The following is a 13,136-nucleotide window of genomic DNA, read 5'->3' on the forward strand; positions in this document are numbered from 1 at the left end:
GCGCGCCCGTCAGCGGCGGGCGAGGATGCGCTCCGCTCGACGACGCATCGCCTCGTCAACCATCTGCCCATCGGCGAGCGTGGTCACCCCCGCAGCGCTGTCGAGCGCGGCGAGCACCTCCTCCGCCCACGCGACCTCCCCGGCCGACGGCGCGAACGCTCGTCTGATCGGCGCGATCTGCGCGGGGTGCACGGCCGTGCGGCCGCCGAACCCCAGCGCCGCCCCTGACCTCGAGTCCGCTTCCAGCCCCTCGAGGTCTGCGATCGCCGAGTAGACAGACATCAGCGGCGCCGGCAGCCCCGCAGCCCTGACCGCGAGCACGAGGCGGATCCGCAGATGCTCGAGCATCGCGGGGCTGCTCGCCCCCAGGTCGCTGCGCAGGTCGGACTCGCCGAGCGCGACGGACACGACGGCGGGGTGCGCAGCGATCTCCTCCAGTTGTCCGATGCCCGCCGCGTCCTCCACGATCGCGTGCAGCCTCCGCGCGGCGCCGAGGCGGTCCACCACGGCGTCGAGGTCCTCGGGTCCGCGCACCTTCGGCACCCGCAGCTCCACGTCGTGCGCGGCGAGCGACTCGAGATCCTCCAGCCCGCCGATGCGCACCTGGAGCCCGGCAGCGCCCCGCTCCTCGAGGAACGCCACCACCGCCTGCCGCGCGCGCGCCTTCCTGTCGTGCGCCACGGCATCCTCGAGGTCGAGGATCACGATGTCGGCTCCGGAGGCGACGGCCTTCGCGAAGCGGTCGGGGCGATCGCCCGGCACGTACAGCGCGACGGTCACACGATCCCCCGCTCACGGAGCGCTCGCGCCTGCTCGGGCGTGATGCCGAGCTCGGCGAGGACGGCATCCGTGTCCTCTCCGTGGCGGCGCCCCGTGTGGCGCACCTCGCCGGGCGTCGCCGAGAGGCGGAAGAGCACGTTCTGCATCCGGATCTCGCCCAGCTCCGGGTCGTCGATCGGCAGGATCGTGCCGAGCGCCTCGTACTGCGGGTTGGCCATCACACCGGAGATGTCGTCGACCACCCCAAGCGCGGCCTCCACGCGGGCGAACTCCTCGACGACCACAGAGAGCTCGCGGGCGGCGATCCAGCCGCCGACCGCCGCATCGAGCTCGTCGACGTGCTCGACGCGGGTGCGACCCGAGGCGAACCACGGCTCGTCGACGACATCCGGGCGCCCGACCAGCGTCATGACGCGCTCGGCCACCGACTGCGACGACGTCGACACGGCCACCCAGCGGCCGTCCGCGGTGCGGTAGACGTTGCGCGGCGCGTTGTTCACGGATCGGTTGCCGACGCGGGGCTGCACGAGGCCGAGCTGGTCGTAGGCGGTGATCTGCCCGCCGAGCAGCATCAGGATCGGCTCGATGATCGCCATGTCGACCACCTGCCCCTCTCCCGTGCGCTCCGCGTGGCGCAGGGCGATCGCGCACGCGTACGCGGTCGCGAGCGCGGTGATGCCGTCCGCGAGCCCGAACGGCGGCAGGATGGGCGGCCCATCCGGTTCGCCGGTGATCGCAGCGAACCCGCTCATCGCCTCCGCGATCGAGCCGAAGCCCGGCTGGCGCGCCATCGGGCCGGTCTGCCCGAAGGCCGTCACCCGCGCTATGACCAGTGCGGGGTTGGCGGCGAGGAGCCGTTCCGGGGCCAGCCCCCACCGCTCGAGCGTGCCGGGGCGGAAGTTCTCGATCAGCACGTCGGCGCCGCGCGCCAGCTCGAGCAGCAGCGCCGCTCCCTCCGGCTGCGACAGGTCGAGCGTCGCCGTGCGCTTGCCCCTGCCGAGCGTCTTCCACCAGAGGTTGATGCCCTCCTTGGCCGGTCCGTGCCCTCGAGACGCGTCGGGCCGCCTGGGGTGCTCGACCTTGATGACGTCGGCCCCGAAGTCGCCGAGGAACGTCGCGGCGAGCGGACCCGCGAACAGCGTCGACACGTCGAGCACGCGGACGCCATCGAGCGGCCCCGTCACCGCGCGACCTCGTCGTCCCATGCGAGCCGGAAGCCGATCGCCGTGCTCCGATCGATGCCGGTGCGGAGCCACGCGAGCGAGCGCTCAGGCGGCTGGGCTCCTCCGTCGGCGTACCAGTCGGAGCCGGTCATCGCCCGCTCGCTGCCGCCCTTGAGGATCACCCGCCGGGTGATGCCGTCGGTCATCTCGCTCTCCGTCCAGTTCCACACGCGCGGTCCGCGCCGCTCGAGCCGGTCGCCGGCCACCTGCCACTCGTGATCGGTCGGCAGCCGAGCACCCAGCGCGGCCGCGAACGCGCGGGCCTCGTCGAGGTCCACGCCCGTCACCGGGGCCTCCGGCTCGCCGCCGCGCGGCTCGAGCCCCGCGGCAGAGCAGTTCGCGTTCCACTCCGCGACGCTCACCTCGCGGCGCGCGACAGCCACCGCTCCCAGCGCGACGCGCACCTCGACGCGGCGATCGTCGTGGAGGCGGGGCGGCAGCGGCTTCCATTCCTCCACGTAGGGGGCCTCGCCGTAGAGCCCCGTCTCGCGACGTCGCCACAGCACCTCGAGCCGCCGCTCCCCCGCAGGCAGCGCCACGACGTCGGTCGGCGCCGCCGCCGTCGTCGTGGGCACGGGGATGCGGACGGTCTCGCGAGCCGGAAATGTCGCGTCGGTCTCCGGCGCGTCCGCTGCTGCTGCGGCGAGCAGCCCCGGCAGCCAGTCCGGCTCGGCCCCGCGAACAGCCAGGACGCCAGCCGCGCCGCGCGCGGGGATGGTCACTTCGCCGTCGGTCGACGCGCCCCGGGTCAGATCCCACAGCCGCCCCTCGAGCGGGGCGAGGAAGCGACCGGTGACGGGCTCGTCCCCGCGATGCACGAGGGTCACGAGCGTGACGCCGTCGAGCGTCCAGGTGGAGCCGTACACGCCGAGCGCCGCAGCGTCCGATGTGGCGCCTGCGAGCGGCGCCCACGTCCCGCGCTCGAGCAGCTCGTGGCAGGCGCGCTGCATGCGCGAGATCGAGCGCAGCATCGAGCGGTCGCGCGCGTTCCAACCCACCCAGACGCCGAAGACCGCATCCCACACCAGGATGCCCGTGCCGTTCATCCACGCCGTCTGCAGCTCGTCCACGTGGGAGCGGTTCCACCGCCGGACGCCATGCAGCATGTGGCGCCGCTCCACGAGTCGCGCCCGCTGCACACCGGGCGCGTCGGAGTCGGCGAACCACTGGGACCAGGACAGGACGTGGTCGCGCAGCCGCTCGTCGGGAACCCGGGACTCGCCCTCCAGCGCCAGGGGCCGCTCGCCCCCGACTGCGTCGAGGAAGGCGGGGTCGGCCTGCTTCAGCGTGTCCAGGAACACCCCGTCGGCGGCGAGCGCGTCGGCGACAGCGCGCAGCGCCTCGCCGTCCGCGACCACGCGCCCGCGCGCATCCGTCTCGCGGCGGGTACCCGTGTCCCATGGGTTGTAGTCGAGGAAGACGCGCACCCCGGCGGCTCGGAGGTCGGACACCAGGTCAGCCAGTCCCGGCACGTCGCGGTACCAGTCGAACTGATTGCGCTCGTCGATGCCGATGCACGGGTACGCGTGCCAGAGCACCAGCCCGTCCAGCCCGCCGATGTCGGCGTAAGCCGAGAGCAGGCGCGAGGGCGTGAACCGACGCTCGCGCCAGTCCCAGAGCCGCTCGTCCCAGAGCCAGATCTGCGCCGCGACTCGGCAGCGCGAGGCCCAGGGCACGGCGTCGTAGGCCCCGTCATCGTGCTGGAGCCTCGCTCGCGCTTCCGCTGCGAGCGCGTCGATCTCGGCGCGCCACTCGTCCCAGCGCGCCGGGTCGTCGGGCGCGGCGAGGATCTTGGCGACGTCGAAGTCGGCGTCGGCCAGTCGCACGCCGTCGCGCGGCAGCGGCACGTGCGTCGGCAGGTCGATGGGCCGGGGCACCAGCGGGTCGAGCGCGTTGGTGGCGGCTTCGTCCGGGTCGCTCGTCATGCTGCCTCCTCCGTCAGCGCGAGCGTGCGCGCGGCGAGCTCGTCGAACGCGATGCCGTCGAAGCCGGCGAGCGTGGTGCGGTAGACGCCGCGGATCGGGGCGGCGAGCTCTTGCGGGACGCCGCCAGCAGCGCCGAGCAGGCTGCCGACGCTGGCACCGACCGAGTCGGTGTCCCAGCCGCCCGCGACCGCGAGGCCGACACCGCGTGCGAAGTCGTCGTGGCCGCGCAGAGCGGCGAATGCGAGCAGCGCCGCGTTGTTCAGCACGTGCACCCAGTGCAGGTGGCCGTAGGCGCGGTGCAGTTCGTCGAGCGCTGCCTCGTCGTCGAGGTCCGACGCCGCGAGGTCACGGCCGAACCGAACGGCATCGGCGAGGCGCGACTGCTCGGGGACGCATTGGAGGCCCGCTGCGACGGCATCGCCGGTCGTCGCACCGGCGACGGCAGCGGCGGCGGCCCCGGCCATGAATGCCGCGCCGTGCACCCCAGCCCTGCGGTGCGTGAGACGCGCGTCGGCGACGGCGAGCCGTGCTGCCGTGCCGAGGTCCCCCGGGTGCGCCCAGCCGTACGCGTCGGTGCGGATCATCGCCCCGATCCAGTCGACGAAGGGGTTGCCCCGCTCCGCGGCGACGGCGGGCTCGTCCCCGGCCAGGAGGTTCCGGTACGCGATCCGCTCGGCGGTGAAGACGCGGCCCGCCGGCAGCTGCTCCAGCCAGAGCTGCGCGACTCCCTCGGTCGTCACGGCGGCTCCTGCCGCACGAGCGCGCTCCTGCGCGACCAGTGCGAGCACCGCGAAGTTCAGGTCGTCGTCCTCCGGCATGCCATCGATCACGCCGTCGAGGCTCGTGGGACGGGATCGCCGGTTCCAGGGCCAGCGCTCGGCCACCTCGCGGTCGAGCCCCTGCTCGGTGAAGTACCCGCGGAGCGGCCAGCGGCCGGTCGACTGCGCGATCGCTCGGATGCCCTCGCGCGGGATCTTCTCCACGGGCTTGCCGATCAGGCAGCCGACCGCGCGGCCCAGCCACGCGCCGCGCAGTCGCTCGCTCAGCCCCGCGCGGACCGCGATCGGTGCGGGATGGAGCCCCATCGCCTCCCAGCGGTCGGGCTCGCGCTCGCGCAGCGCGCTCGGCCGAGGCATCGCCGTGGCGGCATCGGTGATGCGCGCCGCGACCTCGCGGAGCTCTCGGCTCGCCGGCACGGGCGTCGCGCCGTTGACGGGCGCGTCCAGGCTCCCGCCTGCGGCGGTCAGCTCGGCCTCCAGTGCCGAGACGTCGAGCCCGTCGAGCCGGGCGGCCGCGAGTGCGTGCGCTGCGAGGTCCTCTGGCTGCGTCCAGCTCAGTCGCAGCAGCGCTGGTGCGGCACTCACGCGGAGAGCCCGAGGGCAGCGGCGGCCGCCGCCCGCGCGCGGTGCCTCGCGTCGTCCGCCTGCCACACCTCGGCGGCGACGGCCGCCATGGTCGCGCCGGGAGCCCGCAGGTCGAGCCTCGAGGCCTCCCCCACCGCATCGATCCACTCCGCGGGCACGGCCGCGAGGCCGCCCAGCGCGCCGGCGATGGAGCCCGCCATCACGGCGATCGAATCGGAGTCCCGACCGTAGTTCACGGCGCCGAGGACCGCCTCGCGGTAGTCCCCGCGGCATGCCGCCAGCAGCCCGAACGCGATCGGCAGCTCCTCGATCGCCTTGGTCCGGCTGGGGAGCCGTGCGTCCATCGCGGGCTGCCGGTAGGTGTCACCGACGGTGTCGAACGGTCGCACCGCCTCGCGCAGCTGGGCGAGGCCTCCGTCGCGCCAGCCGTCGAGGCCGCGGCCGGCGTCGACCACCGCCTCGAGCGCCGCGCGCGTGCCGTCACGGGCGAGGCCGACCGCCTCGTCCAGCACACCGTCGACGCTCGCCCCCGGAGCCGCCGCTGCTGCCACCGCGGCGGCGAACACCCCGGCCGCCTCGCGCCCGTAGCTGGACTGGTGCGCGCCCGCGATGTCGATCGCCTCGGCGTAGGCCCCCCGGGCATCGCCCGCGTTGACCAGGCCGACGGGCGCCACGTACATGGTGGCCCCGCAGTTCACGACGTTGCCGACTCCGGCCTCCCGCGGGTCGACGTGGCCGTAGTGCAGGCGCGCGACGAGCCACTTTTCGGCGAGGAAGACCCGCTGCAGGGGCAGCGCCTCCGCCTCGAGCTCTGGGATCCACTGCACGTCGCCGATCATGCGCGGCACGAGGTGGTCGGCGATGTCGTGCGCCGTGAGGTGGCGCCGCACCTGTGCATACACGTCGACGAGCAGGTTGGTCATCAGGGTGTCGTCGGTGACGTGGCCGTCGCCCTTGTGGTACGGCGCGATGGGCCGCGCCGTGCGCCAGTCGTCGAGGAAGGGCGGCACGATGCCCTCGATCGTCCCGCCGTAGCGCTGCTGGATGGCCTCAGGGGTGTTGCCCTCGGCTGCGCCGCCGAGCGCGTCGGCGACGGCAGCGCCTGCGAGTGCGGCAGTCGCGACATCGGCGAAGGCTGCGTCGGTCATGGGATCTCCGATCAGGTCGTGCACGGGCATGGGCCTGGCAGGGGGCGGTGCTCCCGCCCCCTGCGCGGCTGTCGTTCGCTACTGGATCGACTCCCAGCCTTCGGTGAGCTGCGCGGTGAGCTCCTCGAGGCTGATCGAGTCCGCCAGGTACTGCTGGAACGCCGGGGTCGCGTACTGGTCCTTCCACTGCGGGTAGTTCACCGCGAGCTGGAACGGCGCGGCCTCCAGGACCTCGCCCGAAGCCAGCATCTCGGCCCAGCCGGTCTGCCCCTCCGTCGCCGTGGCGAGCGCGTCGCGCGCCGCGCCCGTGGCCGGGATCAGGGCGTCGCCCTGCCCCACAGCGGCGAGGTGCTCGGCCTGCATGTAGTAGTCGATGAACGCTGCGGCGCGGTCGACGTGCTCCGAGTCCGCCGAGACCGACAGGGTCTGCGGCGAGGTGCCCTGCGCGGGGCCGGCGCTGCCGGCGAGCGGCGGGAGCACGGTCCACTCGAAGCCCTCCGGCGCCGTGTCGGCGATCTGCTGCGCGAGGTAGGAACCGCCGATGTACATGCCGTAGGTGCCGCCGAGGAAGCCGGGCAGCACGTCGCCGCCCGACTGCGTGAGCGTGACCGGGTCGAGCGACTGGTCCTCGTAGGCCATCGCGTGGACGGTCTGCGGCAGTGCCAGCTCGCCCTCGCCGACGTCGATCGTGGCCTGGCCCTCGGCATCCACCTCGAAGAACGTGCCGTCCTCGCCGAGCGCGAGGTTCATGAACGGCGCCGTCGGGGACTTCAGGCCCCAGCCGAGGCCGTAGGTGCCGTCGCCGGTGAGCTGCTGCGCGATCTCGCGCACCTCGCTCCATGCGAGCGAGTCGCCGGTCGGCACCTCGACGCCTGCCGCCTCGAAGGCAGCGGTGTTGGCGAACGCGACGTACGACTGCATCAACGTCGGGGCCGCGAAGACCTCGTCGCCGGCGGTGACCGTGGTCCAGACGCCCTCTGCGACGTCGCCCCGCAGGTCCTCGCTGAGGTAGGGCGTGAGGTCGGCGAGGTAGCCGTCGTGCGCGAAGCCGGCCATGTCCGAGGCCTCGTTGTGGATGATGTCCGGGGCGTCGCCGCCCTGGAACTGCGTGACCAGCTGGTCGTGCACGTTGTCCCACGACCCCTGCACGAGGTCGATCTGGGTCTCGGGGTGCTCCTCGTTCCAGGAGTCGACGATCTCCTCGGTCGCGGCGATGGTCGCGTCCTGGAAGGCCAGGGACTGGAACGTGAGCGTCACCTCCTCGGTGGGGTCCGTGGTCTCGGTGGCGGTCGGTGCCTGGCCGCCGCCGAAGGCGCAGCCGGTCAGCAGCAGAGCGCCGGCCGCGAGCGTCATCGCGGCGCGGGGTGTGCGGTGCATGGTGTCTCCTCGTTGTGGGATGGGGTTGTCGTGGATGGGAGGTCGGTCAGCCCTTGACCGCGCCGGAGAGCAGGCCGGAGGTGAGGCGGCGCTGGATGAGGGCGAAGAACAGCAGGCTCGGGATGGCTGCGAGCAGCGAAGCGGCCGCGAGCTGGCCGAGCTGCACCTGGCCCTCGGCGCCGACGAACAGCGCCAGCCGCTGCGGGAGCGTCTGGAGGGCTTCGTCCTTGATGAGCACCAGGGCGAAGAAGAACTCGTTCCACGCGCCGATGAACGCGAACAGGCTGGTCGCGACGAGGCCCGGCGCGAGGAGCGGCAGCACGATCGAGATGAGCACGCGCCACTTCGGCGCGCCGTCCATCGCCCCGGCCTCCTCGAGGTCGACGGGGATCGACGCGACGTAGCCCTGCAGCATCCACAGCGCGAACGGCAGCGACCAGACCACGTAGACGACGACCAGTCCCGCGAGGGAGTTCCCGAGGCCGATCGGCTGCAGCATCAGGTACAGCGGGATGATGATGAGGATGAACGGGAAGACCTGCGAGAGCAGGATCCATCCCGTGGCCAGCTTCCGAAGCCGGGTGCGGAAGCGCGCGAGCGCGTAGGCGGCCGGCAGCGAGATCACGACCACGATCAGCGTGGTCACGACCGCCACCAGCAGGCTGTTGCCCGCCGCCTGCACCAGGTTCGCGCGCTCGATCGCGGCTGCGAAGTTGTCGAGGTTCCACTGCGCGGGCAGCAGCTGCGGATCGGGCGACTGCAGCTCGGCCTGCGTCTTGAAGGCCGTGGTGAAGAGGAACACCAGCGGGAACGCGAGGAAGACCATGAACAGCGCGATGGCGACGTACTGGAGCGCTCGCCCGAGCGTGACGCGACGCCTCATGACTCACGCCCCTTCGCCTGCGCACGCAGGTAGAAGAAGAGGAAGAACGTGATCACGATGACGATGACGTTGCCCATCGCGCTCGCGAGCCCGAAGTTGCCGTACCGGAATGCCTCGTTGTAGGCGAACAGCATCGGGAGCATCGTGCCCCAGGCGCCCGCGGTGAGCACGTAGACCAGCGCGAAGGAGTTGAAGTTGTTGATGAAGTCGAGCGTCGTGATCGCGACGATCACGGGTCGGAGCGCCGGCAGCGTCACGGAGATGAACCTCTGCCAGGTGCTCGCACCATCGATCTGCGCCGCCTCGTGCAGCTCGGCGTTCACCCCTTGGAGGCCTGCGAGCAGGGTGATCGTCGTCTGCGGCATGCCCGCCCACACGCCCACGACGATCGCCGCGGGCAGCGCGGTCGAGGCCTGGCCCAGCCAGTTGATGTTGTCCGGCAGCCCCAGCGCGCCCATCCCGCCGTTCACCGCGCCGTAGGTGGGGTGCAGCATCAGCCGCCACATGATCGCGATGATCACCGGAGGCATCGCCCACGGGATCAGCGCGAGCGTGCGAGCGACGCCCTGGCCCCAGAGGTTGGCGTTCAGCAGCAGGGCGAGGCAGAGCGACGCCACGAACTGGATCAGGGTCACCGAGAACGCCCAGATGAGCCCGATGCCGAAGGAGTTCCAGAAGAGCTCGTAGCCGGCGAGGTCGACGTAGTTCTGGACGCCGTTGAACTCGACGACCACGTCGCGGCCCGCTGTCGCGTTCGTGAAGCCGAGCGCGATGCCCTGCAGCAGCGGCCAGACGCTGAAGGCGAGGATCGGCAGCATCGCCGGGAGGAAGAGCAGCCACGCGCCGCGCTCGGCGCCGAACCGCGACCGGCGTCGCAGGCCGCGCTCGGCGACGACGACGTCGACGGCGCTCATCGCGGCTCCATCCCTGTGCTCGACTCCCGCACGACGAGCCTCGGCGCGACGACCGCGCCCGCGATCGCATCCGCGTCACCGCGCAACGAGGCCAACAGCTGCTCCGCGGCCAGCGTCCCTCGGGCCTCGGCGCCGAGGTCGACGCTCGTGAGGCTCGGGATCGCGATCTGCGCCAGCTCCGTGTCGTCCATGCCGACGACCAGGCAATCGCCCGGTACAGCACGGCCGCGCACGGAGAGCGCGCGCAGGGCGGCGAACGCGATCAGATCGTTCGCGCCGACGAGTGCGTCGAAGTCGACGCCGCGATCGAGCAGCTCGTCGACCGCCGGGAGCGCAGCCGCGTGCGTGAAGTCGGCGGCCGCCACGACCAGCGACGCATCCTGCTCCAGTCCGGCGTCCTCGATGGCGCGGCGGTAGCCCTCCAGTCGTTGGCGCCCCGGCGTGGTGTCGACTGGGCCGTTCACGAACGCGATGCGACGGGCGCCCTGGCTGACCAGGTGGTCGATCGCCAGCCGCACGCCGGCTCGCGAGTCGGCGCGCACGGCGCCCTGCGCTGCGCCCTCGGGCAGGGATCCGATCACGACGGTCGGCACCGCCGAGCGCTCGAGCGCCTCGAGCACCTGCTGCTCGGGGCGGAGCGGCACGACGATGAGCCCGTCGATGGTGCTCGGGCCGAACCGGGCGATGGCGGCCGCGACAGCGGCCGGCTCCACCGCCTGGGTGACGAGCAGCTGCCGGTCATCAGCCGCGAGCTCGTGCTGCACGGCGCTGGTCATCCTCGCGTAGACGGGGTTGGCGGCATCCGGCACGATCATGGCGATCTGGCCCGTGCGTCCCGACTGCAGCGCACGCGCAACCGCGTTGGGGCGATACCCGAGCTCAGCGGCGGCGCTGCGCACGCGCTCAGCGGTGCGCGGCGAGGCCCCGTGCCCGTGCAGGGCACGACTGGCCGTGGCGATCGAGACACCGGCGCGGTCGGCGACCGACGCGATCGTGGGTGTGCCCGCCATGCCCCGCTCCGCTCCGAGCTCCGTCGCTCGTCGTACCTCGGATTGGAAACGTTTCCAATCGTGCTGACAGCGACAGTACGCGCCATGTGCGAGGTACGCAACTCCGAGACGACGAGCGCTCGTCTCCGATGCGGGACGAGCGCACCGACCCGCCAGCGTGCGCCAGTCGACGGCGGGAGGCACCACTGATCCGCGCAAGGCGCCACCCGATCGCGGGAGGCGCCACCCGAACGCGCAAGGCGCCACTCGATCGCACAAGGCGCCACTCGATCGCACAAGGCGCCACTCGAGTGCGCAACGCGCCACTCACGGCGGCGGATGCGCGTGGGTGGGCAGGCGGGCGCGCGTTGCGAGCGCGCGGCGCGCTACTCGGCGGCCGGGGCGGCCGCGTCGGGCAGCTGCAGGTCGACGACGCCGGCGTCGCGCCAGAGCCGCTCGAGCTGGTAGTACGTGCGCTCCTCCTCGTGGAAGATGTGCACGACGATGTCGGAGAAGTCGAGCAGCACCCAGCGGCCGTCAGCGCGGCCCTCGCGGCGCACCGGCTTCGCGCCGTCGAGGATGAGGGCATCCTCGATCTCGCGCGCGATGGCGCTCACCTGGCGCTCGTTGCGGCCCGTGGCGATCACGAACACGTCGGTCAGCGGCAGCTGTCCCGAGACGTCGAGGCCCACGATGTCGACGGCGAGCGCCTTGTCGGCGGCACGGGCGGCGGCGCGAGCCAGCTCGATCGCCTTCTGGTCGGCGCTCATCGAGCGCTCCCGGCGTTCAGAGCCAGCCCTGCGTCAGGGCGACCGTCAGGAATGCCCCGACGCCCACCACGAAGGCTCCCGCGCCGACGCCGATCGCGACCGGCCACACGTTGGAGCGCTGCTTCTGCGGCGCGATCTGCACGCGCGCGTTCGCGTACGAGGAGACGGCCTTCGAGGCGCGCACGGGCGCCGTCTCGGGGCTCTGCACCTCGCCGTCGGCGACATCGCCATCCACATCGCTCCCGTCGATCGAGGCGCTCCCGCGGCCGGACGACGCGAAGCCCTCCGGCACGTCGATGGAGCCGGTGACCAGCAGGCCGTCGTCGCCCTCGAGCTGGAACTCGGGGCTGTCGGAGCCGGCCGGCAGCACGAGCGCGTTGGCGGTGATCGACGAGGTCGACGATCCGCCGCCCTCGCCCGCCACGCCCTGCTCGCGCAGGTCGGCGATGTGGTGCTCGGAGGTGTCGGACACGACGTTGACGATCACCGGCAGGCGCATCGCCTGGCCGCGCGTCGGGCCGGTCGGCAGCGCCTCCTCGGCGCCGGCGGCCTCGGCGGCGCGGCGGCGGTCCTCGAGCTCGGCGGGCGTCGACTCGGCGACGCGGCGCGACGAGACGCGCGGCTGCTCGACGATGACCTCGTCGATCTCGAGGCTGTCGACCTCATCGTCGTCGACGGTGTCGAGGCCCTGCACGTCGTCGACCTGCACGCTCGAGCGGCGCGCGGCCGAGGGTGCGGGCACGGATGCGCCGCTCGCCTCGGGTGCGTGCAGCTCGGCCTCGATCACGTCGGCCTCGGCCGCCTCGGCGGGCTCGACGCGATCCATGGCCACGGTCTCGGGCAGCTCGATCGGCGCCTGCTCGACGGGCACCGCCTGCGTGGGCGCCTCGGCGCCCTGCGGCTTGCGGCGACCGAAGAACCGGCCCTGCGGCTTCTGCGGCGGCTCCTGCAGCGCGGGCTGCTCGGCCTCGCGGGCCTCCTCCGGCGCCGCGGGCACGCTCGGCGTCGAGTGCCGGCCCTCGCGGACCGGTGCTTCGCTCACCTGCGCCTGGGCTCCCTCGGCGGGGACGGGCGGGGTGCCGCCGTTGCGTGCGGCCTCGGCAGCGCGCTCGAGCTCTCGAAGCTGGCGCCGGGTGAGCGGCTGCCCTTCGTTCGCATCGGTCATGCTGTCAGTCTCCGGTACAAGTCGTGCTTGCTGATGTATTGAACCACTCCGTCTGGCACGAGATACCAGACCGGGTAGCCGGCGCGGACGCGCGCACGGCAATCGGTCGAGGATATCGCAAGTGCGGGGATCTCCAGCTCGGAGACGCGGTCCGGCGGATATCCGGAGATCGACAGGTGGTGCCCCGGACGCGTGACGGCGACGAAGTGCGCGAGCTGCCAGAGCTCATCCGCGTCCTTCCACCCCACGATCGACGCGAACGCATCCGCGCCCGTGATGAAGAACAGCTCGGCGTCGGGGTGCTGCGCGCGCATGTCGCGCAGCGTGTCGATCGTGTAGGTGGGGCCGTCGCGGTCGATGTCGACGCGGCTGACCTTGAACCGCGGGTTCGACGCGGTCGCCACGACCGTCATGAGGTAGCGGTCCTCGCTCGGCGAGACCTTGCGCTTCTGGTACGGCTCGCCGGTGGGCACGAACACGACCTCGTCGAGCGCGAAGTGGTGGGCCACCTCGCTCGCCGCCACGAGGTGCCCGTGGTGGATCGGGTCGAACGTGCCGCCCATGATGCCCAGGCGGCGACGGCGCTGCGGCACGTCGG

Annotated in this window: 12 protein-coding genes; all 12 read right to left on the minus strand. The window is 72.8% G+C overall.

The features are described 5' to 3' along the window. Positions 1-9 precede the first annotated feature (9 nt). Positions 10-780, minus strand: coding sequence for an HpcH/HpaI aldolase/citrate lyase family protein (locus tag FQ330_RS10680; RefSeq protein WP_146357452.1), 771 nt, complete (start codon positions 778-780; stop codon positions 10-12). Beyond that, the gene (locus FQ330_RS10685; RefSeq protein WP_225792817.1) at positions 777-1,964 is read right to left on the minus strand and encodes a CaiB/BaiF CoA transferase family protein; all 1,188 of its coding nucleotides are present in this window, start codon (positions 1,962-1,964) and stop codon (positions 777-779) included. The genes FQ330_RS10680 and FQ330_RS10685 overlap by 4 nt, the downstream gene beginning before the upstream one ends. Then, the gene (locus FQ330_RS10690) at positions 1,961-3,928 is read right to left on the minus strand and encodes an SUMF1/EgtB/PvdO family nonheme iron enzyme (protein ID WP_146357456.1); all 1,968 of its coding nucleotides are present in this window, start codon (positions 3,926-3,928) and stop codon (positions 1,961-1,963) included. The genes FQ330_RS10685 and FQ330_RS10690 overlap by 4 nt, the downstream gene beginning before the upstream one ends. Then, positions 3,925-5,292, minus strand: a complete 1,368-nt coding sequence (locus tag FQ330_RS10695; protein ID WP_225792818.1) for an ADP-ribosylglycohydrolase family protein — start codon at positions 5,290-5,292, stop codon at positions 3,925-3,927. Before FQ330_RS10695 ends, FQ330_RS10690 begins: the two co-directional genes overlap by 4 nt. Beyond that, positions 5,289-6,440 carry an ADP-ribosylglycohydrolase family protein gene (locus FQ330_RS10700; protein WP_192575928.1) on the minus strand — a complete coding sequence of 384 codons (1,152 nt, stop codon included), beginning with the start codon at positions 6,438-6,440 and terminating at the stop codon, positions 5,289-5,291. Before FQ330_RS10700 ends, FQ330_RS10695 begins: the two co-directional genes overlap by 4 nt. A 78-nt stretch (positions 6,441-6,518) precedes the next feature. Beyond that, positions 6,519-7,817 carry an ABC transporter substrate-binding protein gene (locus FQ330_RS10705; protein WP_146357460.1) on the minus strand — a complete coding sequence of 433 codons (1,299 nt, stop codon included), beginning with the start codon at positions 7,815-7,817 and terminating at the stop codon, positions 6,519-6,521. A 46-nt stretch (positions 7,818-7,863) separates the two neighbouring features. Then, positions 7,864-8,700, minus strand: a complete 837-nt coding sequence (locus FQ330_RS10710; protein ID WP_146357462.1) for a carbohydrate ABC transporter permease — start codon at positions 8,698-8,700, stop codon at positions 7,864-7,866. After that, positions 8,697-9,614, minus strand: coding sequence for a carbohydrate ABC transporter permease (locus FQ330_RS10715; RefSeq protein ID WP_146357464.1), 918 nt, complete (start codon positions 9,612-9,614; stop codon positions 8,697-8,699). Before FQ330_RS10715 ends, FQ330_RS10710 begins: the two co-directional genes overlap by 4 nt. After that, positions 9,611-10,624 (minus strand): LacI family DNA-binding transcriptional regulator, encoded by a 1,014-nt coding sequence (locus tag FQ330_RS10720; RefSeq protein WP_146357466.1) that lies wholly within the window; start codon positions 10,622-10,624, stop codon positions 9,611-9,613. Before FQ330_RS10720 ends, FQ330_RS10715 begins: the two co-directional genes overlap by 4 nt. Positions 10,625-10,989: 365 nt before the next feature. Further along, positions 10,990-11,373, minus strand: a complete 384-nt coding sequence (gene rsfS, locus FQ330_RS10725) for a ribosome silencing factor (RefSeq protein ID WP_128189743.1) — start codon at positions 11,371-11,373, stop codon at positions 10,990-10,992. Between the two features lie 16 nt (positions 11,374-11,389). Continuing rightward, positions 11,390-12,538, minus strand: a complete 1,149-nt coding sequence (locus tag FQ330_RS10730; RefSeq protein ID WP_128189742.1) for a hypothetical protein — start codon at positions 12,536-12,538, stop codon at positions 11,390-11,392. Continuing rightward, positions 12,535-13,131: a nicotinate-nucleotide adenylyltransferase gene (gene nadD / locus FQ330_RS10735; RefSeq protein ID WP_128189741.1), complete on the minus strand. Its 597-nt coding sequence runs from the start codon at positions 13,129-13,131 to the stop codon at positions 12,535-12,537. The genes FQ330_RS10730 and nadD overlap by 4 nt, the downstream gene beginning before the upstream one ends. Positions 13,132-13,136: the final 5 nt, after the last annotated feature.

Origin of the sequence: Agrococcus sediminis, assembly GCF_007923295.1 — a bacterium.
Taxonomy (GTDB): Bacteria; Actinomycetota; Actinomycetes; order Actinomycetales; family Microbacteriaceae; genus Agrococcus; species Agrococcus sediminis.

Excerpts from the sequence above, each read along its gene's own strand:
- FQ330_RS10690 (WP_146357456.1), bottom strand. The coding sequence starts at position 3,928 with ATGACGAGCGACCCGGACGAAGCCGCCACCAACGCGCTCGACCCGCTG.
- FQ330_RS10700 (WP_192575928.1), bottom strand. The coding sequence starts at position 6,440 with ATGACCGACGCAGCCTTCGCCGATGTCGCGACTGCCGCACTCGCAGGC.
- FQ330_RS10705 (WP_146357460.1), bottom strand. The coding sequence starts at position 7,817 with ATGCACCGCACACCCCGCGCCGCGATGACGCTCGCGGCCGGCGCTCTG.
- FQ330_RS10710 (WP_146357462.1), bottom strand. The coding sequence starts at position 8,700 with ATGAGGCGTCGCGTCACGCTCGGGCGAGCGCTCCAGTACGTCGCCATC.
- FQ330_RS10715 (WP_146357464.1), bottom strand. The coding sequence starts at position 9,614 with ATGAGCGCCGTCGACGTCGTCGTCGCCGAGCGCGGCCTGCGACGCCGG.
- FQ330_RS10720 (WP_146357466.1), bottom strand. The coding sequence starts at position 10,624 with ATGGCGGGCACACCCACGATCGCGTCGGTCGCCGACCGCGCCGGTGTC.
- rsfS (WP_128189743.1), bottom strand. The coding sequence starts at position 11,373 with ATGAGCGCCGACCAGAAGGCGATCGAGCTGGCTCGCGCCGCCGCCCGT.
- FQ330_RS10730 (WP_128189742.1), bottom strand. The coding sequence starts at position 12,538 with ATGACCGATGCGAACGAAGGGCAGCCGCTCACCCGGCGCCAGCTTCGA.